The organism is Pseudoalteromonas sp. P1-25 (assembly GCF_001401805.1).
Lineage (GTDB): Bacteria > Pseudomonadota > Gammaproteobacteria > Enterobacterales > Alteromonadaceae > Pseudoalteromonas.
Map to the genome: position 1 here is coordinate 47,105 of NZ_LKDW01000006.1, position 23,715 is coordinate 70,819.

At 40.0% G+C, this 23,715-nt stretch carries 20 protein-coding genes; 10 read left to right on the forward strand and 10 right to left on the reverse strand.

All coding sequences use genetic code 11. From position 1 onward, the window contains the following. Positions 1 to 15 precede the first annotated feature (15 nt). The 3 genes from fabV to AN393_RS05785 all read right to left on the reverse strand — a co-directional run bounded on the left by fabV (position 16) and on the right by AN393_RS05785 (position 2,292). Positions 16 to 1,209, reverse strand: a complete 1,194-nt coding sequence (fabV, locus tag AN393_RS05775) for an enoyl-ACP reductase FabV (protein ID WP_055017575.1) — start codon at positions 1,207 to 1,209, stop codon at positions 16 to 18. Between the two features lie 104 nt (positions 1,210 to 1,313). Then, complete coding sequence (locus AN393_RS05780; protein ID WP_055017576.1) at positions 1,314 to 1,625, reverse strand: BolA family transcriptional regulator; 312 nt, start codon at positions 1,623 to 1,625, stop codon at positions 1,314 to 1,316. A gap of 55 nt (positions 1,626 to 1,680) precedes the next feature. Next, complete coding sequence (locus tag AN393_RS05785) at positions 1,681 to 2,292, reverse strand: alpha-ketoglutarate-dependent dioxygenase AlkB (protein WP_055017577.1); 612 nt, start codon at positions 2,290 to 2,292, stop codon at positions 1,681 to 1,683. A gap of 42 nt (positions 2,293 to 2,334) precedes the next feature. Between AN393_RS05785 and AN393_RS05790 the strand changes: the two genes are divergently transcribed. The 4 genes from AN393_RS05790 to AN393_RS05805 are packed head-to-tail and all read left to right on the forward strand — an operon-like array spanning position 2,335 to position 6,085. After that, the gene (locus AN393_RS05790) at positions 2,335 to 3,477 is read left to right on the forward strand and encodes a methyltransferase (protein ID WP_055014964.1); all 1,143 of its coding nucleotides are present in this window, start codon (positions 2,335 to 2,337) and stop codon (positions 3,475 to 3,477) included. Between the two features lies 1 nt (position 3,478). Further along, positions 3,479 to 4,039 carry a YajG family lipoprotein gene (locus AN393_RS05795; protein WP_055014963.1) on the forward strand — a complete coding sequence of 187 codons (561 nt, stop codon included), beginning with the start codon at positions 3,479 to 3,481 and terminating at the stop codon, positions 4,037 to 4,039. A 2-nt stretch (positions 4,040 to 4,041) separates the two neighbouring features. After that, positions 4,042 to 4,659, forward strand: a complete 618-nt coding sequence (locus tag AN393_RS05800; protein WP_055014962.1) for a peptidylprolyl isomerase — start codon at positions 4,042 to 4,044, stop codon at positions 4,657 to 4,659. Positions 4,660 to 4,705: 46 nt separating this feature from the next. Beyond that, on the forward strand, positions 4,706 to 6,085 hold the full coding sequence (locus AN393_RS05805) for an AmpG family muropeptide MFS transporter (RefSeq protein WP_055014961.1): 1,380 nt from the start codon (positions 4,706 to 4,708) through the stop codon (positions 6,083 to 6,085). A 71-nt stretch (positions 6,086 to 6,156) separates the two neighbouring features. On the opposite strand, the gene AN393_RS05810 is transcribed toward AN393_RS05805, so the two are convergent. Next, complete coding sequence (locus tag AN393_RS05810) at positions 6,157 to 6,396, reverse strand: helix-turn-helix domain-containing protein (RefSeq protein WP_004587151.1); 240 nt, start codon at positions 6,394 to 6,396, stop codon at positions 6,157 to 6,159. A 500-nt stretch (positions 6,397 to 6,896) separates the two neighbouring features. On the opposite strand from AN393_RS05810, the gene AN393_RS05815 reads away from it, so the two are divergent. Then, positions 6,897 to 7,085 carry a hypothetical protein gene (locus AN393_RS05815; RefSeq protein WP_055014960.1) on the forward strand — a complete coding sequence of 63 codons (189 nt, stop codon included), beginning with the start codon at positions 6,897 to 6,899 and terminating at the stop codon, positions 7,083 to 7,085. A gap of 48 nt (positions 7,086 to 7,133) precedes the next feature. On the opposite strand, the gene erpA is transcribed toward AN393_RS05815, so the two are convergent. After that, the gene (gene erpA, locus AN393_RS05820) at positions 7,134 to 7,472 is read right to left on the reverse strand and encodes an iron-sulfur cluster insertion protein ErpA (protein ID WP_002958911.1); all 339 of its coding nucleotides are present in this window, start codon (positions 7,470 to 7,472) and stop codon (positions 7,134 to 7,136) included. A 246-nt stretch (positions 7,473 to 7,718) separates the two neighbouring features. Here erpA and AN393_RS05825 point away from each other — a divergent pair, with 246 nt between their 5' ends. The 5 genes from AN393_RS05825 to AN393_RS05845 all read left to right on the forward strand — a co-directional run bounded on the left by AN393_RS05825 (position 7,719) and on the right by AN393_RS05845 (position 14,293). Further along, positions 7,719 to 9,401, forward strand: a complete 1,683-nt coding sequence (locus AN393_RS05825) for a chloride channel protein (RefSeq protein ID WP_055014959.1) — start codon at positions 7,719 to 7,721, stop codon at positions 9,399 to 9,401. Positions 9,402 to 9,408: 7 nt separating this feature from the next. Further along, entirely contained in the window at positions 9,409 to 9,843 is a 435-nt protein-coding gene (locus AN393_RS05830) for a CopD family protein (protein WP_024034304.1), read from the forward strand. 116 nt (positions 9,844 to 9,959) lie between these two features. Beyond that, a complete protein-coding gene (locus AN393_RS05835) occupies positions 9,960 to 10,976 on the forward strand; it encodes an aspartate carbamoyltransferase (RefSeq protein WP_055014958.1) in 1,017 nt (338 codons plus the stop codon). A 35-nt stretch (positions 10,977 to 11,011) separates the two neighbouring features. Continuing rightward, the gene (hemL, locus tag AN393_RS05840) at positions 11,012 to 12,292 is read left to right on the forward strand and encodes a glutamate-1-semialdehyde 2,1-aminomutase (protein ID WP_055017578.1); all 1,281 of its coding nucleotides are present in this window, start codon (positions 11,012 to 11,014) and stop codon (positions 12,290 to 12,292) included. Positions 12,293 to 12,451: 159 nt separating this feature from the next. After that, positions 12,452 to 14,293, forward strand: coding sequence for a methyl-accepting chemotaxis protein (locus AN393_RS05845; protein ID WP_055017579.1), 1,842 nt, complete (start codon positions 12,452 to 12,454; stop codon positions 14,291 to 14,293). 75 nt (positions 14,294 to 14,368) lie between these two features. On the opposite strand, the gene AN393_RS05850 is transcribed toward AN393_RS05845, so the two are convergent. The 5 genes from AN393_RS05850 to AN393_RS05870 form a co-directional block, all read right to left on the reverse strand. After that, on the reverse strand, positions 14,369 to 17,389 hold the full coding sequence (locus AN393_RS05850) for a TonB-dependent receptor (protein ID WP_055014955.1): 3,021 nt from the start codon (positions 17,387 to 17,389) through the stop codon (positions 14,369 to 14,371). 454 nt (positions 17,390 to 17,843) lie between these two features. After that, positions 17,844 to 20,186, reverse strand: coding sequence for a penicillin-binding protein 1B (gene mrcB / locus AN393_RS05855; protein WP_055017580.1), 2,343 nt, complete (start codon positions 20,184 to 20,186; stop codon positions 17,844 to 17,846). A gap of 149 nt (positions 20,187 to 20,335) precedes the next feature. Next, positions 20,336 to 21,565, reverse strand: a complete 1,230-nt coding sequence (locus AN393_RS05860) for an ammonium transporter (RefSeq protein WP_055014953.1) — start codon at positions 21,563 to 21,565, stop codon at positions 20,336 to 20,338. Positions 21,566 to 21,577: 12 nt separating this feature from the next. Continuing rightward, on the reverse strand, positions 21,578 to 21,916 hold the full coding sequence (locus AN393_RS05865; protein WP_004587162.1) for a P-II family nitrogen regulator: 339 nt from the start codon (positions 21,914 to 21,916) through the stop codon (positions 21,578 to 21,580). A gap of 220 nt (positions 21,917 to 22,136) precedes the next feature. Next, entirely contained in the window at positions 22,137 to 23,357 is a 1,221-nt protein-coding gene (locus AN393_RS05870; protein WP_055014952.1) for a response regulator, read from the reverse strand. Positions 23,358 to 23,715 lie beyond the last annotated feature (358 nt).

Genomic DNA, 23,715 nt, shown 5'->3' on the forward strand with positions numbered 1-23,715 from the left:
ATTACACAGTATGATTTAGTCAATCATGTTTGCAATTGGCTTCACTGCATCTACATCTTGCTCATAGTCAACAGCGTCAATGCCAAAACCGAATAAACGTAAAAATTCGTTATGATAGCCCACGTAATCAGTTAGCTCATCAATTGAGCTCGTATCTACTTTATCCCAAACAGCTTGCACACGCGCTTGTACATCGTCTTCTAGCTCTTTGTAGTTTTGGAATAAGTGACCGCCCTCGTCAAAGCGTGGGTTTTCACCGTATAAGTTTTCGCTAAATAAAGCATGAATCTGCTCAATAGTGCCCTCATAGGTGCCATCGGCTTTCATTACTTTAAATAAAGCAGAGATATATAGCGGCATAATAGGAATTGCAGAGCTTGCCTGAGTGACAACCGCATTTAAAGACGATACATAGGCTTGACCATTTAAATCCTTTGTTGATTCTTTAATTGCAGCCGTTGCACGGTCTAAATCTTCTTTTGCTTTACCTATTGTTGCGTGTCCGTAGATTGGCCACGTTAACTCTTTACCTATATATGTATACGCAGTGGTTTTAAAGTTATCGGCTAATACATCGGCTTCTTTTAATGCATCAATCCACATTTCCCAATCTTCACCGCCCATCACTTTAATGGTGTTGTCGATGTCATCTTGGCTTGCGGCTTCAACTGTTACTTCGTCAATTACACGCTTTGATGTATTTAAGTTTTTAGTGGTAACGCCATTGCCAATTGGCTTAAGTGTTGATGAATACACTTCACCTGTATTGGGATCAGTACGACGAGGTGATGCTAAGCTGTAAATAATACAGTCTACTTTGCCTAAATCTGCTTTGATTGTCTCAATTGCCTTTTGCTTAATTTCGTTAGAAAACGCATCGCCATTAATATTTTTTGACCAAAGCCCAGCTTCATCTGCAGCGTCTTGAAATGCTGCTGTATTGTACCAACCAGCAGAACCCGTTTTACGCTCTGTACCTTCTTTCTCAAAGAAAATACCCAATGTTTTAGCACCACCACCAAAAGCTGCCGTAATACGAGACGCTAAACCGTAGCCAGTAGATGCACCAATTACGAGTACATTTTTAGGCGCATCTTTTAATTTGCCTTGTTGTTTTACATAGTTAATTTGTTCTTGAACATGCTCTGCACAGCCTACAGGGTGTGCGTTAGTACAAATAAATCCACGAATTTTAGGCTTAATGACCATTGATCATCCTATATCTTTTGCAATAAAAATTAGCGCTAGTTTAAAGGCTAATACTAAAAACACTGATCTGATCAGTTAAACACCGATCAAATACCCTATTTATATTAATGAAGCTTTGAGCCACCTAAACAATCAGGTGAGTCTGGCGCTTCGCCGCCTTGCTCTGTAAATTCATCAGGCGTGTAAGTATGAATAGCTAATGCGTGTATATGATTTGCTAATTCATCTTTTAGTACTTCGTTAATTTGGCGGTGACGCTGCAGTAAACGTTTACCCGCAAACTCTTCGCTCACTACAATCACTTTAAAATGCGACTCAGTGCCGGCGCTGTGCATATGGCTTTCGTTAATTACGTTTAAATGCTTACAGGCAATCGCACTACTAAGCTTGTCTTGGATTTGTTGTTGCATTGACATTAAAACACCATATTTAGTCACTAATTTGTGCAGCTACTATAACAAGTTAATTTAACTAACTAAATTGCTTTTGTTTAATGTGCTCAATAAATCGGTACGTTAAGCTAATGCGTGGGTGCGCAAGGGTTGTTTGTTTAGGTATTGCGTGCTGGTAGTCGCGCTGACTATGCCCGCTCATCACTAAGCAACTGCCACTTTGTAATTTTAAGTCGGTGACTTTATTCGTGGCCTTTTGTTTTAACTTGAGTACGCGCTCAGCACCGAGCGATATACATACTATGGTAGGCTCTGGGCCGAGTTCTATTTCATCATCACTGTGCCAGCCCATAGTATCGTTACCATCACGATAGTAATTGACTAATAGCGAATTAAGCGGCTTGTTTAAATGTCGCTCTAAACGTTTGCGCATCGCTAAAAGTACATCATCCCACGGCTCTACTAATTGTTTACTGTGTGAGTAGCCACATTCAATATTTAAATCACTCATAAAGCATTGCAAGCGTGGTATGGGTCCAGTTCTGCCATACACAGTGACATTAGGCTGCTGCCAGTTAAGGTTTTTTTGTAAATAATAGAATAAATCGAGGCTTTTTTGCGCACTAAGCGCCTTACTTTGATAAGAAAAGCCGTTTGGTAACTGTTGGGGGTTGGCGTTTTGCCGTTGCATGTTAGAATTTACCTACATTAGATTTCTGATCAACAAACCATTATGACGACGCAAGCCCAGCTAGGCGATAAAACATTTACTCTTGAACGTTTCCCTTTGGATCAAAAAAACCGCAGCTTACAAGCATGGGATTCGGCCGATGAGTACCTTATCAATTATGTTAACGAACATCACCCTGATTGTCGCTCATTACTCATTTTAAACGACGCGTTTGGTGCCCTGGCCTGTTATTTTAGTGAATTAACGGTTTGTTCAGTTAACGATTCTTATATTAGCCACCAAGCTGCAGCCTATAATTTAAAAGAAAATAAACTATCAACAGCACAATTTACACAGTTAGATAGCTTATCTGCGCTGCCTGAAGAGGTTGATTTAGTACTAATAAAAGTGCCACGTAACGTAGGGTTCTTACAGTTTCAATTAAGTGAGTTAAGTGAAGTACTTGCCCCTGGCACACCGGTTATTGCTGCGGGTAAAACAAAGGAAATACATAATTCAACTATAAAAGCGTTTGAGCAATTTATTGGCGAGACCAAAACAAGCTTGGCCGTTAAAAAGTCGCGTTTGATATTAAGTACAGCAAAAGGCGGTTATAAAGCGGCTAACTTTCCGGTCAGTTGGCAACTTGAAGGCACTGACTTTAATATAACGAACCATGCCAATGTGTTTTCGCGCGATTCGTTAGATATAGGTGCACGGTTCTTTTTTAATTACTTGCCACAAACCTCAAAGGCAAAAAGCATTATCGACTTAGGCTGTGGTAATGGCGTAGTGGGGTTAATGACGCTATCACGCTGTCCAAATGCGTCGGTAACCTTTGTTGATGAGTCGTACATGGCGGTCGAATCTGCACGTTTAAATGTAGAACTTAACCAAGCAAATAGATTTGATGACTGCCAATTTATAGAAAATGATTGCTTAACCGGCTTTGAAAAAAACAGTGTTGATATGGTGTTGTGTAACCCGCCATTTCACCAAGCCCAAGCCGTTACCGATCACATTGCGTGGCAAATGTTTAAACAAGCTAAAGACACATTAAAAGAAGGTGGCGAGCTACGTATTATTGGTAATCGTCATTTAGATTATCACGATAAATTAAATCGTATGTTTGGTAACTGTAAGCTATTAGGTTCAAACAAAAAGTTTGTAGTGCTCAGCGCAACTAAAAATAGTGGGATGCTATAAAATGAAATTAACTAAATTTATTTTAGCCTGTTGCTCCATGCTGGTGTTTAGCGCATGCAGTAATCAGCCAAACCAAGTGATATTAAACCCAGTTTATAAAAACGGGCAAATTAGTGTTATATCAGCCAGTTTAAGTACCAGCGTCATTGATTTACGGGGCGATAGCGCAACCCTTAAGCTTGTTGAGTCAGATAAGACTAAAACCTTTGCAAGCCAAGATATTGTTACCTCTGTTAAAAGCGTATTAGATAGCGCGCTAAACCGTAACGGAGCAAGTATTTCTAACCTAGCAACAACCCGCTTTGAACTAGACATTCATGCCTTACAAGCACTAGTGACTGAAAAGCTCATGAGCCATACCAGCGAAGCGAACATTGAATTGGGTGTGCGCGTACTGCGCTCTACCAGTAATTTCACTAAGGTGTACCGCGGCAGCGCAAATTTAGAAGGGCCGCTGAGCCACGATCGCGCCAAAATTGAAGGTCAACTCAATAAGTTGACGGAACAAGTTATAACCCGCATTGTATCGGACCCAGAATTAATTGAATTTTTAGAAGGTTAACAATGAAACAATTTTTAATCTGCTTGAGCCTACTATTCAGTGTAAGCACCTTTGCCGCGCAAGAAGGCCGTTTTGTACAAAAAGACAATATTTTCCCGCGTGTAGAAATAGTCACGTCATTGGGCAGCATTGTGGTTGAGCTAGACCGCTCAAAAGCCCCTATTACAGTAAATAACTTTTTAACCTACGTAATGGATAAAAGTTACCAAGGCAGTATATTCCACCGTGTAGAACGTGATGTTGAAAACGACCGTGACTTTGTAATACAAGGCGGTGGCTACGATAAAGACCTTGACGGCCTGCACGAAAACGATCCTATATTTAACGAAAGCGGCAACGGTTTAAAAAATGATATGTACAGCATTGCTATGGCGTATCAAGACCGTGAACCGCATTCAGGAACTCGCCAGTTCTTTTTTAATATGGATGATAACGATCATTTAAACCCAGGAAGAGATTGGGGCTTTGCCGTGTTTGGCAATGTAATGGATGGTTACGACACGCTAGATAAAATTATGGCTGTAGAAACCGGCTTTAATGAAAAAATTGGCTACGACTTTGTACCAAAAACGCCCGTTGTTATTTTAAATATTAAAGTACTTGAGCAAACCCCATTATAAATCACTGAGGTGTAACTAAGTTGCACCCAACGCCAATGAAGGCCCTATGAGCAAAACCCTCTCAATAAGCGAATATTTCTCGTATTTTAAAGATAAACGTTTAATCAATATTTTTATATTTGGTATGAGCAGTGGTTTTCCATGGGTGCTGATTGGCTCAGTTATGTCGGCTTGGCTAAAAGATGAAGGCCTAAGCCGCAGTATGATTGGCTTATTTGGTATTGTATTTGGCGCATACAGCATTAACTTTATGTGGTCGCCACTTATTGATAGAACCAAGCTGCCCTTATTGTACAAATGGTTTGGGCAACGTCGCAGCTGGATTATATTTTGTCAAAGCTTTATGTTTATTGGCACCCTGCTTTTAGCAGGCCTTGATTTAAAAGCAAACTTAGCAATTGCCGCCGGCTTGTGTTTACTCATCGCAGTCGCCTCTGCCACACAAGACATCGCAATTGATGCATTTAGAATAGATACGTTAAGCGAAAACGAATCTTACAAAGCCACTGCCGCTGCTGCTATGGCCACATCGGGTTGGTGGACAGGTTATGCATTACTTGGTGCTATTCCTTTTTACATGGCCGATATCCCCTCTTTAGATTGGCCACAAGTGTATTACTTTTTAGCCGCTGTTATGTTACTGCTAATGAGCGGCGTGTTGTTTGCTAAAGAGCCTAAATCAAACCGAGAAGCTGTTCACGCAGAGCTTGAGCGTGTATACCTTGAAAAACTAGCCAGCATTAAACAAACGCCCTTTACTAAAGTGATTGCTTGGCTTGGCGTTACAGTGGTTGACCCCTTTAAAACCTTTTTTGCGAAAAATGGCGTAAAAACAGCCCTTGCCTTATTAGCATTTATTTTCTTATTTAAAATTGGCGAAGCTTTTTTAGGGCGAATGTCGATTGTTTTTTATAAAGAAATAGGCTTTAGTAACAGTGACATAGCTACCTTTTCAAAAGTAGGCACAGCCGTACTTACCATTGCTTTTACCTTTGTGGGCAGCTTATTCAATCAAAAGTACGGCATTGTAAAAGGACTATTTATAAGTGGTGTGGCAATGGCGGGGTCTAACTTAGCATTTTCGGCTATTGCACTGGTTGGCCCTAATTTAGGATTATACGCTTTTGCTATTGTTATTGATGGCTTTACGCAAGCCTGGTCGTTAGTGGCTATGGTGGCGTTTATATCGATGTTATGCGACCGGGCATTTAGTGCAACACATTATGCTTTACTTGCCTCATTAGGGAATTTAGGGCGCACATTGCTTTCAAGTTACAGTGGTGTGGTTATTGATGATTGGCTAATGGGGAATTGGGCATTATTTTTTGTGCTAACGGCGCTAATGGTAATCCCTTCGCTGGTATTTTTATATTTGATTAGGCATAAGCTTTATCAGTTAGAGCAAAATTACCATCAAAATAGGTAATGCATCCCTGCATTAACGTGATTTGCTTAGGCCATTCAAGTGCCCCTTATAACACCCTAAGCAAAACAATATTAATCCGCTTTAATTAAGCCTAGCGCTTCATGCGGATCAACTTCAAGTGCATTACAGTAACGTACAAACTCAATAACATCTAAACGGCGTTCTTGATTTTCAATCTTACCGATAAATGAGTGAGGTGTTCCTAGCACTTGTGCTAGGCTACGCATTGTATGACCCTTTTCATGGCGTTTTGTTTTAAGCCATTTAGTTAGCTTTTCGTTTTCTTCAGAAGAAACAGTTTTGCCCATCATTTTACATCTCCTACTAGATGATATGACATACCCGTCAAAGCAGTAGTCACACAATGATTGGTGGCATATAAGCAGATACCCACTACATTTTTCAATAGCAAGCTATTGCTTAAAATAAGCAAAGGTATTGCTACTTATTCAACCTACCAATCTATTCAGTGCTAACCCGCAAAAATAGGATATAGGTTTGTTTTTATTAAGAGTGAAATTTTGCCCGTCTCACTCTTGGATACATTATATACTATTAACAGTTCGGTTAAATAATTAATTACATAGTTTGCATAAATTTACCCAACCACTAACCTTTACTTATGCTGAATATTTAAGTTAACGTACCAAAAATATTAAGTTTTTTACTAAAAAATTAATTGTAAGATAAAAGCGCTTTGTTACAAATTAACGTGCGAATCACCTTGCTGTATTGATGTTTAAACAACAGTATCAGTAAAAAAGTTCCCATAAATAACGTTTTTCCCTTATTGAGGGACTAAAGAGGAAGTATGTTTAGAGTCTTATTTTTGTTACCAGTTTTACTATGCTTTTTATGGTTTATGTTTTTACGTCATTACGGCGTACCTATTAAACAAGGTAAAAAAGGCTTTTTATACATTCTTGCTTTTTCTGCGTTTGTATTAGGCTTTTTTGTATTAATAATGCAATTTACCCACTACAGCCCGATTGAATTTTAGACATTAAAAAAGCCGCTAATGCGGCTTTAATAACTAAGCGTAAATTGCTTAAACGCTAAAACTTGCACCACACCCGCAGGTGGTCGTTGCATTAGGGTTAGATACAAAAAAGCGTGCGCCTTCTAACCCTTCAGTGTAATCCACCTCGCCATCAACTAAGTACTGAATACTCATTGGATCAATAACCAGCGTTACACCATTTTTGACAATTTCTAAATCACCAGGATTTGCTTTTTCATCAAAAGTAAAACCATATTGAAAACCAGAACAACCGCCGCCTGTTACATAAACACGCAGTTTTAAATCTGGATTTTCTTCTTCGTCGATTAACTGTTTAACACGAACAGCAGCTGCATCGCTGAACTTTATTGGTAATTCTTCAGACATTTTAAAACCCTCAATATCGCAATGGCGTGATTATCTAATACCCGAGTATTTTAATCAAGTATAGTCAAACATCTGTTAGGGTATCTTACTTATTAACCTTTACTTTGGCCGGTACCAAAACAAATAGCATTGAGAGAGACGCTGTAATATTTGTTAATATTAGTAACTAAAATTGCAAAATCACAAGGACTTACCTGCGCTCTTTTGCTAAACTGCTCGCTGAAAAAATGTGGCGGAGAATACAGCATGTGGCTTGAGCAACTCAGGCGTCGATTAGCAAAACCAAAAACCTCTGTGCAATTATGCTTATTAGGCGTAAGTGCTGGTTTAATTGCTGCATTTTTTATCATTTTATTTCGCTTAACGATTCTGTTTTTTCAAAGCTTATTTTTAGACACTCCTGATAACTTTACCACTATCCCTACTCTTGAACGGGTTTTAATGCCATTAATTGCAGCGCTATTAATAGCAACCTTTGCCGCATTTACTGGTTTTAAGCACTATCGTTTAGGCATTCCTTTTGTTATTCATCGTATTAAACGCCATTATGGGCAAATGCCTTTGTACAATACTGTAAACCAATTTGTTGGTGGTGCACTGGCATTAATAAGTGGTTTTTCGGTTGGTCGCGAAGGGCCATCTGTTCATATGGGCGCTACTGGCGCGAGTATATTAGCCGACAAACTGCATTTACCGCACAACGCCATGCGCACATTAAGTGGCTGTGGTGTCGCCGCTGGTATTGCAGCCTCGTTTAATACCCCACTGGCTGCGGTTATTTTTGTTATGGAAGTGGTGCTACGTGAGTATAAAGTGCATATTTTTGTACCAATTATGCTTGCTGCGTTAACGGGCGCTTTAGCAACACAGTTTGTGTTTGGTGAAGGCTCGGAGCTGGCACTTATTAGCATTACGCCATTGAGTGGTTGGCATTACCCATATTTAATTTTATGTGGCATGGCCTTAGGGGCAATTGCCTATAGCTTTAATCAAAATTTAATGCTGATCATAAAAACATTTAAACCTTTAAGCATGTTTCCTCGTTTACTCATTGCAGGTTGTATTGCGAGTGTTATTGCCTATGCAGTGCCCCAAGCGATGGGCTCAGGTATGAGCGCAATTACGATTGCGGTTGAATCGCCAGAAAACGCGCAACTACTTACCACTATTTTAATAGCTAAACTGCTGGCCACCCTGTTTGCAATTGGCTTAGGAATACCAGGCGGGTTAATAGGCCCTGTAATTGGGCTTGGGGTTTTAACCGGTACTTTAATGGCCTTTTTTGCCCAGTTTATAAGCCCAGGTGCTGACATTGCGGGCACATACGGCGTATTAGGCATGGCAGGGTTACTCGCAGCTACATTACATGCGCCGTTAGCTGCATTAACAACGGTGATGGAGCTTACCTCCTCGCCAGAGATTATTGTACCGGCCATGTTAGTGATAACAACCGCTTATGTAACGGCGCTGCAAGTATTTGGTAATCGGTCTATATTTTTGCAACAGCTCGATTTTCAAGGGCTCCCCTATCATGTATCGCCCGCAACGGAGGCGCTACAAAAAGTGGGCATAATGGATGATATGGATGAAAACTTTAAGCTGCTTTATTCTGATGATAAAGAGCAAATAAAAAACACCCTAGATGCCATGGACAGCCAAACCCCTTTAATCGTCTTTGACGAAGAAAACGGCTATCGTTTAGCAGAGTATGACCTTACTCTGATGTCGGGCGAAACCATAAATATAAACTACATTAGTTTACAGGGTATTAGCAGCCAATCGACCTTAGCCGATGCCTTTGATATTTTAAAAGATAAACGCAGCGGTGCCCTGTATGTTTACAACTTGCTAGATGACCAACAAATAATGGGGCTATTACGCTGGGATCAAATAAATAATATTTTAACTATTCGTAACAGCCTACTTTAGGATTCTTATGAGCGCTTTATTAATTTATAAAACACTGCACATTTTTTTTATGATTGCTTGGTTTGCCGGTATTTTTTATTTACCTCGGTTATTTGTATACCACGCGATGAGCGAAGAAAAAGCCTGTAACTCAATGCTTAAAGTGATGGAACGTCGGCTACTCTTTTTTGTTACCCCGTTTGCCATTTTAACGGCCGTTTTTGGTGTGCTCACCATTGTAGAATATGGTCGTGAGTGGTTTAGATACAGCATGTGGCTGCACTACAAACTGGTACTGGTCATCATTTTATATCTATACCACGGCTACTGTTTTAAATTACTAAGCGACTTTAAACACGACAGAAATACCAAAACAGACCGCTTTTATCGTATTTTTAATGAGCTCCCAGTGATTGCGCTGCTTATTATTGTTGCGCTTGCGGTGATAAAACCTAATTTATAAGCATCACAGCGCATGTTAAACTGCGCTGCAATTTACAATACTTGCTATAACACGCGCGATTGCGTGCCCCATTTTTATGGATTATCGCGCCCCTTTGATTGATTAGGAATAACCCCATGTTAAGTTTCCAAGGTGAACATATACTGTCGGTAAATCAACTCGACAGAGACTGCATTGAGCGTATTTTTGCAGTAGCAAAAAAAATGGAGCCTTATGCTAAAAAACAAAAGCAAACAACCGTGCTAGAAGGCGCTATTTTAGCTAATTTGTTTTTTGAACCAAGCACACGAACGCGTGTAAGCTTTGGTACTGCTTTTAATTTACTAGGCGGTGGCGTGCGCGAAACAACCGGTATGCAAAGCTCCGCTCTTGCTAAAGGTGAATCGCTTTACGATACAGCGCGCGTTATCTCGGCATATGCTGATGCCGTTGCTATGCGCCACCCTGATGCAGGCTCGGTAAGCGAATTTTCAGAAGGTTGTACCGTACCTGTTATAAATGGGGGGGACGGCCCTAACGAGCACCCTACTCAGGCATTGCTTGACTTACTAACCATTGAGCGTGAACTAAACCGATTTGAGCAAAGTATTGATGGCATGCATATCGCCCTAGTTGGCGATTTAAAATATGGCCGTACAGTCCATTCACTCTCTAAATTATTGTGCCATTACAAAAATGTGAAGTTTTCGATGGTGGCGCCCGATGGGCTGCAAATGCCAACCAGTATTTTAGATGCTGTCGAAAATGCAGGCCATAAAATACAGCTAGTTAACAAAATGGAAGGTAACTTAGCAGCTGATATTGTGTACCAAACACGCATTCAAGAAGAGCGCTTCCCTTCACAAGAAGAAGCCAACAAATACCGTGGCGGCTTTAGAATCAGCCAATCAATTTATAACGCGCACTGTAAGCCAAATTCAGTGCTTATGCATCCGCTTCCACGTGATAGCCGTTTAGAAGCTAACGAGCTTGATAACGACTTAAACAGTAACGACAACTTAGCAATATTTCGCCAAGTGCAAAATGGCGTATTGATTCGTATGGCACTGTTTGCTTTAACCCTCGGCGTAGAAAACAAAGTCGAGCAATATGAAGTAGACGTTCCTTGGTTTAGCCGCAAACGCGACAGCTAAACACTTTTACCAAGCGACAATTTATAGGATTTTTCATGACAATTAGCCAAGATTTATTTAATCGCGCACAAACTTCAATTCCTGGTGGCGTAAATTCACCTGTACGTGCATTTAACGGTGTAGGTGGTACGCCACTATTTATTACCAAAGCAGAAGGCGCATTTACTTTTGATGCTGATGGCAACCGTTATATTGATTACGTAGGCTCGTGGGGCCCAATGATCATGGGCCATAATCACCCAGCTATAAAGCAAGCAGTGCATGAAGCAGTAGAAAATGGCTTAAGTTATGGCGCCCCTACTGAGGCCGAAATTTTAATGGCCGAAAAAGTAAAAGCGCTTGTTCCTTCAATCGAAAAAGTACGCATGGTTAGCTCAGGAACAGAAGCCACTATGAGCGCTATTCGTTTAGCACGTGGCTATACAGGTCGTGATAAAATCCTAAAATTTGAAGGTTGTTACCACGGCCATGCCGACTCGTTATTGGTAAAAGCGGGCTCTGGGGCACTTACCATGGGTGTGCCAAATTCACCAGGTATTCCTGAGGATTTTGCAAAGCACACGCTTACCGTATCGTTTAATAACCTTGATGAAGTAAAAGCTGTTTTTGAAAAATACGCTGACGACATTGCTTGTGTTATTGTTGAGCCAGTAGCTGGTAACATGAACTGTATTCCTCCTGTTGAAGGCTTTTTAGAAGGCTTGCGTGCAGTATGTGATGAGTACAAATCGGTGCTTATTTTTGATGAAGTAATGACCGGCTTTCGTATTGCATTAGGTGGCGCTCAGGCGTATTACAACATAAAACCTGACTTAACCTGTTTAGGTAAAGTCATTGGCGGCGGCATGCCTGTTGGTGCCTTTGGCGGCAAAACCGAAATTATGGATTACATTGCGCCAGTAGGTCCGGTTTACCAAGCGGGTACGCTTTCTGGTAACCCTATTGCAATGGCTGCAGGTTTAAAATCACTTGAGCTATTAAGCGAGCCAGGTTTACACGATAAGTTAGAAGCCATTTCTAAAGCTATTTGTGAAGGTTTTGAGGCTGGCGCTAAAAAAGCGTGCATTCCTTTAACCACAAACTACGCTGGCGGTATGTATGGCTTTTTCTTTACTGAAGCAGAAAAAGTAACCTCTTATAAGCAAGCAACTGAATGTGATTTAGAACGCTTTAAACGCTTTTTCCACTTAATGCTTGAAGAAGGCGTATACCTAGCACCTTCGGCATTTGAAGCAGGCTTTGTGTGCGCTGCGCACACTGAGCAAGAAGTACAAGCGACTATCGAAGCTGCAGAGCGCGCCTTTGCTAAGCTATAAGCATCCAAAAAACACAGGTTAATAACCTGCGTTATTAGCCCTAAAGTTAAAAAAAGCCCGTAAGGGCTTTTTTTATTTATGCGCATTGATAATTGAATGGTTTTTAGCCTTTATACGGTCTCACTTTTAAGACTCACTTTTACCCTACAAGAGAAACGTATGACAAGCTTAAGGCAATTAGCAGCACCGGCTACATCATTGATGGGCAACTTAAAATATAAAACTAAAATTGGTTTAGTTTTTGGTATTTTATTATTACCCCTTGCGCTTAGTTTGTTTTTTTTAGTCTCTTTATTAAGCGAGAGTATAAGCGTCTCTCAAATGCAAAAACAAGGATTACTGGGCTACAGAGAGATTCTTGCAAATCAAATGCAAGGTGAAACCTATAAAAACGTAAAAGTAGCAAAAGCACGTGGTTTTAATGTAAAAGATGAGCAAATGAATGACGTACTTGAACTGGTTTCAATACAGTCTAATTTAGCCTTAGATAATCAGCTTGCAAGTGCTTATGTTAATCGCGCATTAGTTACGCCTATACCTGCGCTTATCATACAGATAAATGCGACAGCGCAAAGCGCTAATACTGTTCTTACTAACCAGCGTTTTACACCAGAAACTTTTATTGCGCTTTCAAACTTGAGTAAGTCGCTACCTTTATACCAGCAGCAACTTGATAAAATAATTACAATTGCCACCACGGCTGATACATCTGTAAATAAAGCTCTAATGCCCTCTTTAACTAATTTACATAATGCCATAGCCGCTTTTAAAACAGCTATTGATAAGAGGCTACTTGAACCAGATGATATACAGCTTACACAAAACGAATTTGCGGGGCTTACCAGCCAAGTGCTTAATCGCATTAGCGAACTAATTGATAAAAGCATTCCTACCCTTGAATCGCTAATAAATGAAAAACTGAACACGCAGCGCTTGACAAGAAACACTGTATTAGCAGCATCATTAATTAGTTTATTGATTGCACTTTACTTAATGATTAGCTTTTATTTTGCAGTAGTTGATAGTATTACCCGCTTTGCTAATGCCGCTGAAAGAGCGGCAAACGGGGATTTAAATGCCTCTATTAATTCAATCACGAATGATGAAATGGGTATAATTGCTACTCGCTACAACGCTTTGCTGAGCGCAATTTCACATTTACTATTTAATGTAAAAACAAGCACATTAGAGCTATGTGGTGCTACTAAGTCACTCTCTCAGGCGAGTAGCCAAACAAGCCAAGATGTTGAAAAACAACAAATACGCGTAAACGCGATTCACAATGCACTTAGTAATATGGAACAAAGTGCGCTCAGTGTAGAAGTATCAGCTAATCAAGCGATGTTAACCGCGCAAGATGCAGCGCAGCATGTAAAGCAAGGCTCTTACAACACCATGGAACTGGCTCGGTACATGCAAGATTTACAAGTTGAGTTTACCGAAAGCCAGCAAGCCTTAAATAGATTAGCCCAAGACAGCCAAGAAATTAGCAAGGTAAGCAAAGGCATTAGCGAAATAGCCGATCAAACAAATTTATTGGCCCTTAATGCCGCTATTGAAGCCGCACGCGCCGGTGAGCATGGTCGTGGTTTTGCTGTTGTGGCTGATGAAGTAAGAACCCTCGCCCAGCGTACGCAAACACAAACCCAAGAAATTCACCAAATAATTAGCTCGCTCCAACAAGCCTCTAACAATACACAACAAAAAATGAGCTCAAGTGTTGAAAAGATGGAACAATCGGTAAAAGCCGCCACTCAAACAAATGACGTTTTACAAAGTGCAGAGTACAGTATGGGTGATATAAAACGCCAAGGCGAAGAGATAGCACTGAGTGTAAAAGAGCAATCTATCGCAACCACACAAGCACTAACTGATTCGCAAGAAGTAAGTAATTTAGCAGATCAAACTCTTCTCTCTGCGCAGTCTACTTTGCAAGATGCGCAGCAACTTAGTCGTTTATCCGATGACCTAACAAAATCAATGCAATTTTTTAAGTCATGAAATAATAAATAGTGCTTTTAAATTACAAAAAACCCTTCGATTAAGAAGGGTTTTTAGGTTAGTTATTAATAAGTGTTAAAAGCGAGCTTCTAAACCTATACGAACGTAACGTGGTGTTTGCCAAGAATATGCAGCATCATGGTACGCATTTACTTCACCTTCGTTTTGCTCATAGTGTTCATTCAGTGATGACTCTGTTTGCGAGTTGAAAATGTTAAATACATTAACCGATGCACGCATGTCGATATCAGATACTGTGAAATCATATGCAGCAGATAAATCTAAGTTAAATACCCAAGGTGTACGGCCATTAGTGCCTCGGCTATGTTTTTCATAGATTTTCTCATCTTGATCACAGTCGCCGTTGCCATTTGTATCCGGACATTCATTAGTGTAAATGTAGAAAGTATCACCCCAACCGCCATTTAAGTTTGGATCGGTAGATGGATATCCTTGACCAAATAAGCTCTTAGGGCGTCCGCTTTGTAAAGTAGCATTCCAACCTACTGTTAAGTCTTCCATCGGTTCCCAACTACCAAAGAATTTGAATGTATGGCGTCTGTCATTAGGTTGATAACCTTGTGATCCATCCATAACTGCTGGGAAGTCAAAGTCTTGGGTAATACCCGCATCAGCTTGACCAATATCTGATTTAACAGCACCTTCAAAGTTACCTACACTTCTAGCCCATGTATAACCAAACTGATAACGAATAGTGTCAGCTTTATAATCAAGACTAAACTCTACAGCGGTGTATTCATTATTTGCTTTAGGTAGGCCTATTGTTTCTGCTGAATAGGTAGTTAAAGAACCACTATCTGGAACACCGTCGTTATTGAATGATGAATCCCCCCAATCGGTTCCATTCCAGTAGTAACCATCGCTGTACCAGCTAGACGAATCACCCGGATTTATCATTACGCAGTATGGGTAGGCATATCGCCCACAGTAGTCATCTAATGCAGTTGCAACTTCGCGGTATATACCTTTAACACCTACTGTATATTCATCATTTAACGCTTGCTGTATACCAATAATATATTCATCTTTAGAGAATGGATCAGCCTCTTGCGCCTGAAAAATATCTTTTTCAGGTATAACCGGTACACCACTCACTTGCTGTGAGTTTTGAATACCACCATTTCCAAGCGTGTCAGCTAAAGGCGTGAGCCCCGTAGGTGCGCCAGTTTGCGAATCTACACCTGTGTAGGTATAAGCGGTAGTTATATCACTAACTCCTGATGCGGCTCTAAAAATTGTATTATTGGCTACGGGTAAGTAATAACGCCCATATGTACCATATACTTTAGTATCGCCTGTACCCGTAGGATCCCATGTGAAACCAAGTCGAGGAGCAATATCTGTTTCAAAGCTAGTGAGTAACTTACCAGTCGTCCCCCAGCTATCAAACTCATCAATACGTAAGCCGACTTTAACAGAGAAATCCTCTGTTACTTGCCACTGATCTTCTATGTAATAAGCCGTTAACTCCGACTCAAAGCTACCGCCACCATCAAAGATACGGTCTTCAACATAGTCAAGCGCGGCACCTGTATTATTTGTTAGCGCGCCATTATCAGCTTGCCAGCTACCATTATCTGCAAGTGTTCTGTAGTCATAGCTATGGCCACCGATAGGACTACTTATGTTCTCAGACTTACGCTCTTGGTAATCAATACCAAATGTAATTTCATGGTCATTCCATACATATTCAACATCTAAGCGGTATTGGGTATTTTCATCATTATTAGCACCAAAGCTACCGCCTGCACCACAGCCAGTGATTGGATTAGCAGTACCTCGAGAGTCGGTAATAGATGGACAAACCAAGTTTTCTGATTGCGTTTCATATTCTGTTTTAATATTACCAGCCATTGCAGTAACAACTAGGTCTTCAGTTAAAACGCCTGTATAACTTAAGCTTTGTGCTTCACCACCACGCTTTAAAATGGCGCCATCGATACGATCGCCCACAGTACCGTTATTGTATTCGTATACAGAACGCTCAATATCACGACGATTAGAGTAAGCAAAATAGCTCAACCTATGGTTTTCATTAATATCCCAATCAAGCTTACCGCCCCAAAATAAATTATCGCCACCAGAAGCCGATTCATTTCGGTATTGATCGTTTGGCGAAAATTCATCTCCACCCCAGGTGTATGTAGACTCAGTATCTCTTGGGTTAATTAATCCATAGAAAAACAACGTGTCTTCAATTAGAGGACCACCAGCAGAAATAGTTACATCTGTTTTGCTATCAGTGTCTAAGCTTTCGTCTCTAAATATTTGACCTGCGCCATTGTTACCACGAGAGATACTGCCTTCTTCTTGCAAAGAGTCTGGTTGAAATTGCACAACTGCCGCAAATTCCCACTCATTTGTACCACTTTTAGTAGTTGTGTTTATGGTACCACCGGTTGCGCGGCCAAATTTGGCAGAATAACCACCCGTTTTAACTTGGAATTGGTCATAAAACTCAAATGGCACTTCACCACAACCAAGGCCTTGGCGTGTATTAGTAACCTCTAAGCCATTAATATAACATGCATTTTCAGCTACTGATGAGCCACCAAACGACGCAGTATTACCAAAAGCACTGTCCCCTTTTACAGCGCCTGGTGCTAATAAAGCAACCGAGGTAAGGTCTCTGTTTATTGGCATACGATCTATTTCAGCATCTGTAATAACGAGACCAGAATCGGCAGTAGTTAAATCAATCGAAGAAATGCGAGCGCCTAATACTTGGATTACTTCAGGACCTGAATCACTAACCTGTGCTAAATCAAAGCTCGCTTTTGCATTAGCACCTAATGAAACGCGTACACTATCTTCAGCTACAACAGCGCCGTTTTTTAAAATTTGTATTTGATAGCTACCTGAAGGCAATGAAGCAAATCTAAATGAACCGTCTTCAGAAATATTTAATGTTCTTTCTAACCCTGTTGCAGGATTTTTTACTGTTACGGTATACCCTGCTGTAGTAGAAATATTATCGATAGAACCTACAACATCTGATGCCACTGCTGGAAGCGTTACACCTAGTGAAGCGAGAACCGCTATTGCCGTAAGATTTTTTTTGAAAATATTTTTCATACTCTTATCCCTGTTAAGTTTATAATTATTTTTGCACTTTATACAAAATGCATACAGAGAGTAACAAAAGGGTACAAATTGTAAATACGTTAATTAAACAAAGATAAAACAAGAAATAAAAGCAATAAAAATCAATACCTTAATATTATTTTCACGCGCCAACTTGTAAATTACAAAACATCAAATGTTAATTTAAAGAAACAAATTAAAAGCTTTAATAAATAATAATTCAGCTAATTAAACTATTAACATGTTAGTTACAGCACTTGTATTTCAACCTCGTAAAATGCTTTTTTAGGCAGGTTATACTCCCTCTTTATTTAATAATTTATAAAAAGGAAATAAAAGTAATTAAAATTTATTTAATTTCAAATTTTAATTACTAGGTAGATAGATAAGCTAGATATAATAAAACCGCTGAGTTAGCGGTTTTATTATTAAGGTTTTTATTTTATTAGCGTATGCATTGTGGTCTTGGCTCAAACTCACTGGCTCTTAGTGGTAGCTGAATGACCTTGCCGCATCCAGGTGGGGCTTGTAAACCCGTTTTTTCATTGACGAAAGCCCATCTAATTGATGATGGGCGGGTATCGGCAATAGCTTCAGGGTTAAGTGGTTTTAAGTAGCGAATATAAGCCTCCAATGCGCCCACACTACCTGTTAAACCGGTGCTTCTATTATCGTCTCTACCAAGCCAGGCAACGGTCACTGTATTTTGATCAAACCCTGCAAACCAGCTATCACGTAAATCATTACTAGTGCCTGTTTTACCTGCAAGCTGGATTGAAGGAAAGTGCAAATTTAGGCGCTTAGCGGTGCCGTCTTTTGTTACTCGCTTCATGGCATATTTAGTCATATAAACAGCGTCTTTTGCAAAGCGCGGTTCTGACTTAACTTTATGTTTATACAATACCTTACCTACGGAGTCTGTTAGCGCAGATATAGCTGTAAGCTCTCTATACTCGCCGTCGGCTGCAATAGTGGTATAAAGCTGGGCAACCTCAAAGCTCGACATTTCTACGGCACCAAGTAGCAGCGAGGGATACTCATCTATATTACCTTTTGCTCCTAACCCTTTGAGCGTGTTTGCAACTTTATCAACACCGACATCTAAGCCTAAATTTACTGCAGGAATATTAATGCTGTTACTAAAGGCTTTATAAAGTGGTAATGCACCTCGGTATTGGTGATCAAAGTTCTCAGGTTGCCACACTTTACCCTGCTCATTTGTTACCTGTACAGGGGAGTCATCAAGTAATGTAGCTAAGTTATAATGCGGTAGCTGTAGGGCTGTTAAATACACAGCAGGTTTAACTAAGGAGCCTATATTACGTTTAGTATCGAGCACTCGGTTGAAACCTGAGTAACGAACATCGCGCCCTGATACTAAAGCAGACACACCGCCTTTTTCGATATTAACTGAGATCATGGCTGCTTCGAGTTTATCGGTATTAGGGCGTTTTTCTAGATACGGTAAACTTTTTTGAATGGACTCTTCCATTGCCGTTTGTTTTTGTAAATCAAAGTAAGTAAATACACGCACACCCGCATCTAGTGTTTTTTGATCAGGTAATAACTGCTTAAGCTCACGATTTACCAGTTCTAAAAAGCCAGGGTATGACTTTTGTAAACTTGCTTTCATTGGCGCTATATCAATTGGGCGTTTAAGTGATGCACGGTATTCTTTTGTCGTTAGTAGTTTGTTTTCAACCATTAAGCGCAGTACTAGATCACGACGCTCCATAGTGCGTTCTTTATAACGACGAGGATTGTAATACGAAGGCCCTTTAACCATCGCCACCAGTAGCGCTATTTGGTCATATTCCAGCTCATCAACAGGCTTTGAAAAATAAAACTCAGACGCCAAGCCCATGCCATGCACGCCTTGGTTATAAGACTGTCCTAAGTAAACTTCATTTAAATAAGCTTCTAAAATCTGATCTTTTGAATAACGGTAATCTAAAATAAGCGCAATAAATGCCTCATTTATTTTACGCACCAAAGAACGCTCACGTGTTAGGTATATATTTTTTGCAAGCTGCTGCGTTAAGGTACTGCCACCTTGTACGGTACGTCCTGCTTTAATATTTGAATAAAGTGCACGTAAAATAGAAAATACCGATACACCATGGTGATTATAAAAATCACGATCTTCTACCACTAGTAATGTGTCTTTTAGCATCGGCGGAAACTTATCAAGCGGTACAAACTCTCTGTCTTGCTTTGAATCGTTGCCAATACGGGCTATTTGTACAGGCTCTAAACGCGCACTATTTAAACGCCTGCCAAATTTATCTTTTATTGTGGCTACTTTTTTCCCTGCAAAACGTAGCTCTATAATATGAGCTTGCTCTAAGCCATCATAAAACTCAAAGTCGCGTCGGTAGATTTTAATGCTGTTTGGCGTTTTAACGTATTGGCCGGTGCGGCTTAAACGGTTGACCGATGAGTAATTTAAACGCTCAAGCTCCCATACAACCTCTTGGCTTGATAAAAACTGTCCTGGGTAAAATTCCATTGAGCGTGCATATACTTGTGCTGGCAGTTGCCATTTATTGCCTTCGAATATACGAGTTGTTTTTGAATCTAAATAAATAAGATACATAGCCATCGCAATAAAAACAGCCAAGCTCAACTTCCAAAATATAGACCATGTTTTTCGCATAAATGAGCGTTTAACAACAGGGTTTGACCCTTTTTTTGTGGTTTTTGATTTGGCTTTGCGTGGCGAGCTAGCTGCTTTAGAAGCACGCTTAGGTGTGGTTTTACTACTGGGTGTTTTTTTATTGTCAGCCATTTAAGTGTAATTTATTCCAAGGTTTATTCACGAGTGTGAGCTTAGCATATTGGTTATAGCCTAACACCTGAAAAGTTAACCTCCCCTGAAACGAAAAAAAGCCCTACCTAGGTAGGGCTTTGTGAACACAATGATTAATCTATTTAATATCAGTTACTGCGAACAGATACGAATTCTGGGTAAGCATCAACACCACAATCGTGTTGGTCCATACCGCTTAACTCTTCTTCTTCTGTTACGCGAATGCCCATAGTTTGCTTTAAAATAGTCCAGACAATGAATGAAGCTACGAAAACAAAAGCTAAAATCGTTACTAAGCCAATAAGCTGAGTTACAAAGTTTGCATCGCCGTTAGATACAGGTACAAGCATAATACCTAGGGCACCACATACACCGTGTACTGAGATTGCACCTACCGGGTCATCAATCTTCGCTTTATCAAGAGCTACAATACTAAACACAACCAGAGAACCACCTAAAATGCCTAGTAAACATGCCATAAGTGGTGATGGTGAAAGTGGGTCTGCAGTAATAACAACCAAGCCTGCTAATGCGCCGTTTAGTACCATAGTTAAATCAGCTTTACCCCATAACACTTTACATACAAATAAGGCAGCAATTGCACCCATTGCCGCAGCGGCATTGGTGTTAAGTAAAATTTGACCTACCGCTGTTGCATTTTCTTTGTCTGAAAGAAGTAATTGCGAACCACCGTTAAAGCCAAACCAACCCATCCATAAAATAAACGTACCTAATGTAGCAAGGGGTAAGTTAGAGCCAGGAATTGGGTAAATTTCACCGTTTTTACCGTATTTACCTTTACGAGCGCCAAGTAAAATTACACCTGCTAACGCAGCTGCAGCACCCGCACCGTGAACAATAGCAGAGCCTGCAAAGTCAACAAAGCCCATTTCTGATAAGAAGCCACCGCCCCATGTCCAGTAACCTTCCATTGGGTAAATAAAGCCAGTTAAAATCACTGTAAATGCTAAGAAAGCAAATAACTTCATACGTTCAGCCACGGCACCCGATACAATCGACATAGCCGTTGCAACAAATACTACTTGGAAGAAAAAGTCAGATTCTAAAGAGTGGTCAGCATCGGCCGCTTGCGTGCCAATTAATGCACCAATTGAAGGAATTATGCCGCCTTCAGCGTTGTCTACATACATAATGTTGTAGCCAACTAATAAAAACATGGTACATGCGATAGAGTACAGCGCCACATTTTTAGTTAAAATTTCAGTGGTATTTTTGGAACGAACTAAACCCGCTTCTAACATGGCAAAACCTGCTGCCATCCACATTACTAATATACCCGACACCAGAAAATAAAAGGTGTCGAGAGAAAATTTGAGTTCTACAATTGTGTTTTCCATTAATCAGCCCCCTTAAATTGCTTCTTCATCAAGTTCGCCCGTACGAATACGTACGATTTGATCTAAGTCGTACACGAAAATCTTACCGTCACCAATTTTGCCCGTTGAGGCAATTTTAGTAATTGCTTCAACTACGCGTTGGCAGTTTTCGGTACGAGTCGCAATTTCAAGTTTGATTTTAGGAATAAAATCTACCTGATACTCTGCTCCACGATACAGCTCTGTGTGGCCTCGTTGACGTCCAAAACCTTTAACATCAACTACGGTCATCCCTTCAATACCTAAATCAGCGAGCGCTTCGCGCACATCATCTAATTTAAATGGTTTTATGATTGCACTAATCATTTTCATAGTGGCCCCCTCGGACGCTTTATTGTTATCCTGTTGGCTTATATAATCCAACCTTTGTGCCACTATTAAAATCTATTTTATATCAACCAGATAAGAGCAAACCAAAAGCTTAAAACAAAAAAAACGCACCATATAGGTGCGCTTTTTTAACAACTTAGCTACATTGGTGCACTACAAATAACTAACACGTGTAAGCTTGTTATTAGTGTTATTTTTATAGTTAAACAACACAATTCCTACCATTATTTTTAGCTTGGTAAAGTGCAGCGTCAGCGACACGCATAGCTTGTGTTAAATCAGTGTTTTGAAAATCAGCAACACCAATACTAATGGTGATAGAAAACGGTTTGTCATCGATTAAAAATTCATGCTTGGCGAGCTTTTTTCTAAAGCCTTCTAAGTACTCTCGCCCACGAGCGGTGTCTATATCATCTAGTATAATAGCAAACTCTTCGCCGCCTACTCTAGCGACCGTAAACTTAGAAAACGTCGTTTTAATTAATGTGGCTACCTGCTTTAGTGCCTGATCACCCGCTTCGTGGCCTAGCGTGTCATTAATGTTTTTAAAAAAATCTATATCAAGTAATGCAAGCGTATTTTGCTGCTGTTTTTTTAGTAGTTGCTCTGCATATTGGTAAAAATAGCGCCGGTTATACATTCCCGTTAAATAGTCTCTATAAGCACTTTCTTTAATATCCGCAATCAGTGACAACTGCTCCATAGTTTGCATAACACGACAATGAAACTCTTCATTCATAAAGGGCTTTGTTAAAAAGTCGTTAGCACCGTATTTAATAAAGCGAGCCGATAACCCATGTTTACCTGCCCCCGAAAGCCCAATGATGGCCAAATCATCGCGCCCTCTAAAATTGCGCACCGCTTTAACCAATTCAAAACCATCCATCAATGGCATCGCATAATCGGTCATAAGCAATTTTATATTAGGGTTACTTTTAATTATTTCGAGTGCTTGCTGACCATCTTGCGCATCGGTTACATCAAATAATTGTTTTTCTAGCATTTGCTTCATTAAGGAGCGGCTTAACACCGAATCATCGGCAACCAACGCCTTACAGCCTTGATTTCTCAAAAGCTGCGCCACTAGCTTAATCGCGTAATGGTATGAGTCACGGTTGTCTTTTATTACATAATCAATAACCCCGAGCTCTAGCATTTGTTGGCGCTTATATTCATCAATTTTTGAAGTAAGTACCACAGTAGGAATAGCATGCGAAAGTGTAAATTTAGCAACTTCGCCATTAGGGGCGTCAGGAAGGGTTAAATCAACTAATGCTAAGGAGTATTTATGTTTCTCAATATAGTCTTTGCATTCATTTAATGACCAGGCAAAATCAACAGCGACATCTAAATATTGAGCCGTTAAGTGGCGTAGTACCTGTTGTACTACTTTGCTGTCTTCGACCACTAATACTCTTTGCATAAACTTCTCTTTAATCTTGTTATTTTACTACTTAAACTTGCTCTAAATGGCAAATAATGAAAAACATCCAATAAAGTTCTGTTTATATAGCCAATAAGTAGGCTAGGTCCATTTGTGTTGCGGCCCGCTCTGTATTTTTATTCAAATCTAAAGCCGGCTAAATATACTTTATTTTTAAGCTAAGCTAAACACGCGAGGGGCAATTAACATTAAATAAACAAGTACTCAGCTAATGAGCTTAACCACTATTATCGGCTATTAGTCTCAATACTTTTGTTATTTATGTGTTTTTTATTTTAAATAGCCTCTAAACAAATATAAGGAACGACAATGAAGCTTTCCCAATTAACTCGTTATG

Coding starts and splice junctions, on each gene's coding strand:
- AN393_RS05795 (WP_055014963.1), top strand. CDS start 3,479: ATGAAATTAACTAAATTTATTTTAGCCTGTTGCTCCATGCTGGTGTTT.
- AN393_RS05830 (WP_024034304.1), top strand. CDS start 9,409: ATGAGCGCTTTATTAATTTATAAAACACTGCACATTTTTTTTATGATT.
- hemL (WP_055017578.1), top strand. CDS start 11,012: ATGACAATTAGCCAAGATTTATTTAATCGCGCACAAACTTCAATTCCT.
- AN393_RS05800 (WP_055014962.1), top strand. CDS start 4,042: ATGAAACAATTTTTAATCTGCTTGAGCCTACTATTCAGTGTAAGCACC.
- AN393_RS05870 (WP_055014952.1), bottom strand. CDS start 23,357: ATGCAAAGAGTATTAGTGGTCGAAGACAGCAAAGTAGTACAACAGGTA.
- fabV (WP_055017575.1), bottom strand. CDS start 1,209: ATGGTCATTAAGCCTAAAATTCGTGGATTTATTTGTACTAACGCACAC.
- AN393_RS05845 (WP_055017579.1), top strand. CDS start 12,452: ATGACAAGCTTAAGGCAATTAGCAGCACCGGCTACATCATTGATGGGC.
- erpA (WP_002958911.1), bottom strand. CDS start 7,472: ATGTCTGAAGAATTACCAATAAAGTTCAGCGATGCAGCTGCTGTTCGT.
- AN393_RS05835 (WP_055014958.1), top strand. CDS start 9,960: ATGTTAAGTTTCCAAGGTGAACATATACTGTCGGTAAATCAACTCGAC.
- AN393_RS05825 (WP_055014959.1), top strand. CDS start 7,719: ATGTGGCTTGAGCAACTCAGGCGTCGATTAGCAAAACCAAAAACCTCT.
- mrcB (WP_055017580.1), bottom strand. CDS start 20,186: ATGGCTGACAATAAAAAAACACCCAGTAGTAAAACCACACCTAAGCGT.
- AN393_RS05810 (WP_004587151.1), bottom strand. CDS start 6,396: ATGATGGGCAAAACTGTTTCTTCTGAAGAAAACGAAAAGCTAACTAAA.
- AN393_RS05850 (WP_055014955.1), bottom strand. CDS start 17,389: ATGAAAAATATTTTCAAAAAAAATCTTACGGCAATAGCGGTTCTCGCT.
- AN393_RS05805 (WP_055014961.1), top strand. CDS start 4,706: ATGAGCAAAACCCTCTCAATAAGCGAATATTTCTCGTATTTTAAAGAT.
- AN393_RS05815 (WP_055014960.1), top strand. CDS start 6,897: ATGTTTAGAGTCTTATTTTTGTTACCAGTTTTACTATGCTTTTTATGG.
- AN393_RS05790 (WP_055014964.1), top strand. CDS start 2,335: ATGACGACGCAAGCCCAGCTAGGCGATAAAACATTTACTCTTGAACGT.
- AN393_RS05865 (WP_004587162.1), bottom strand. CDS start 21,916: ATGAAAATGATTAGTGCAATCATAAAACCATTTAAATTAGATGATGTG.
- AN393_RS05785 (WP_055017577.1), bottom strand. CDS start 2,292: ATGCAACGGCAAAACGCCAACCCCCAACAGTTACCAAACGGCTTTTCT.
- AN393_RS05860 (WP_055014953.1), bottom strand. CDS start 21,565: ATGGAAAACACAATTGTAGAACTCAAATTTTCTCTCGACACCTTTTAT.
- AN393_RS05780 (WP_055017576.1), bottom strand. CDS start 1,625: ATGTCAATGCAACAACAAATCCAAGACAAGCTTAGTAGTGCGATTGCC.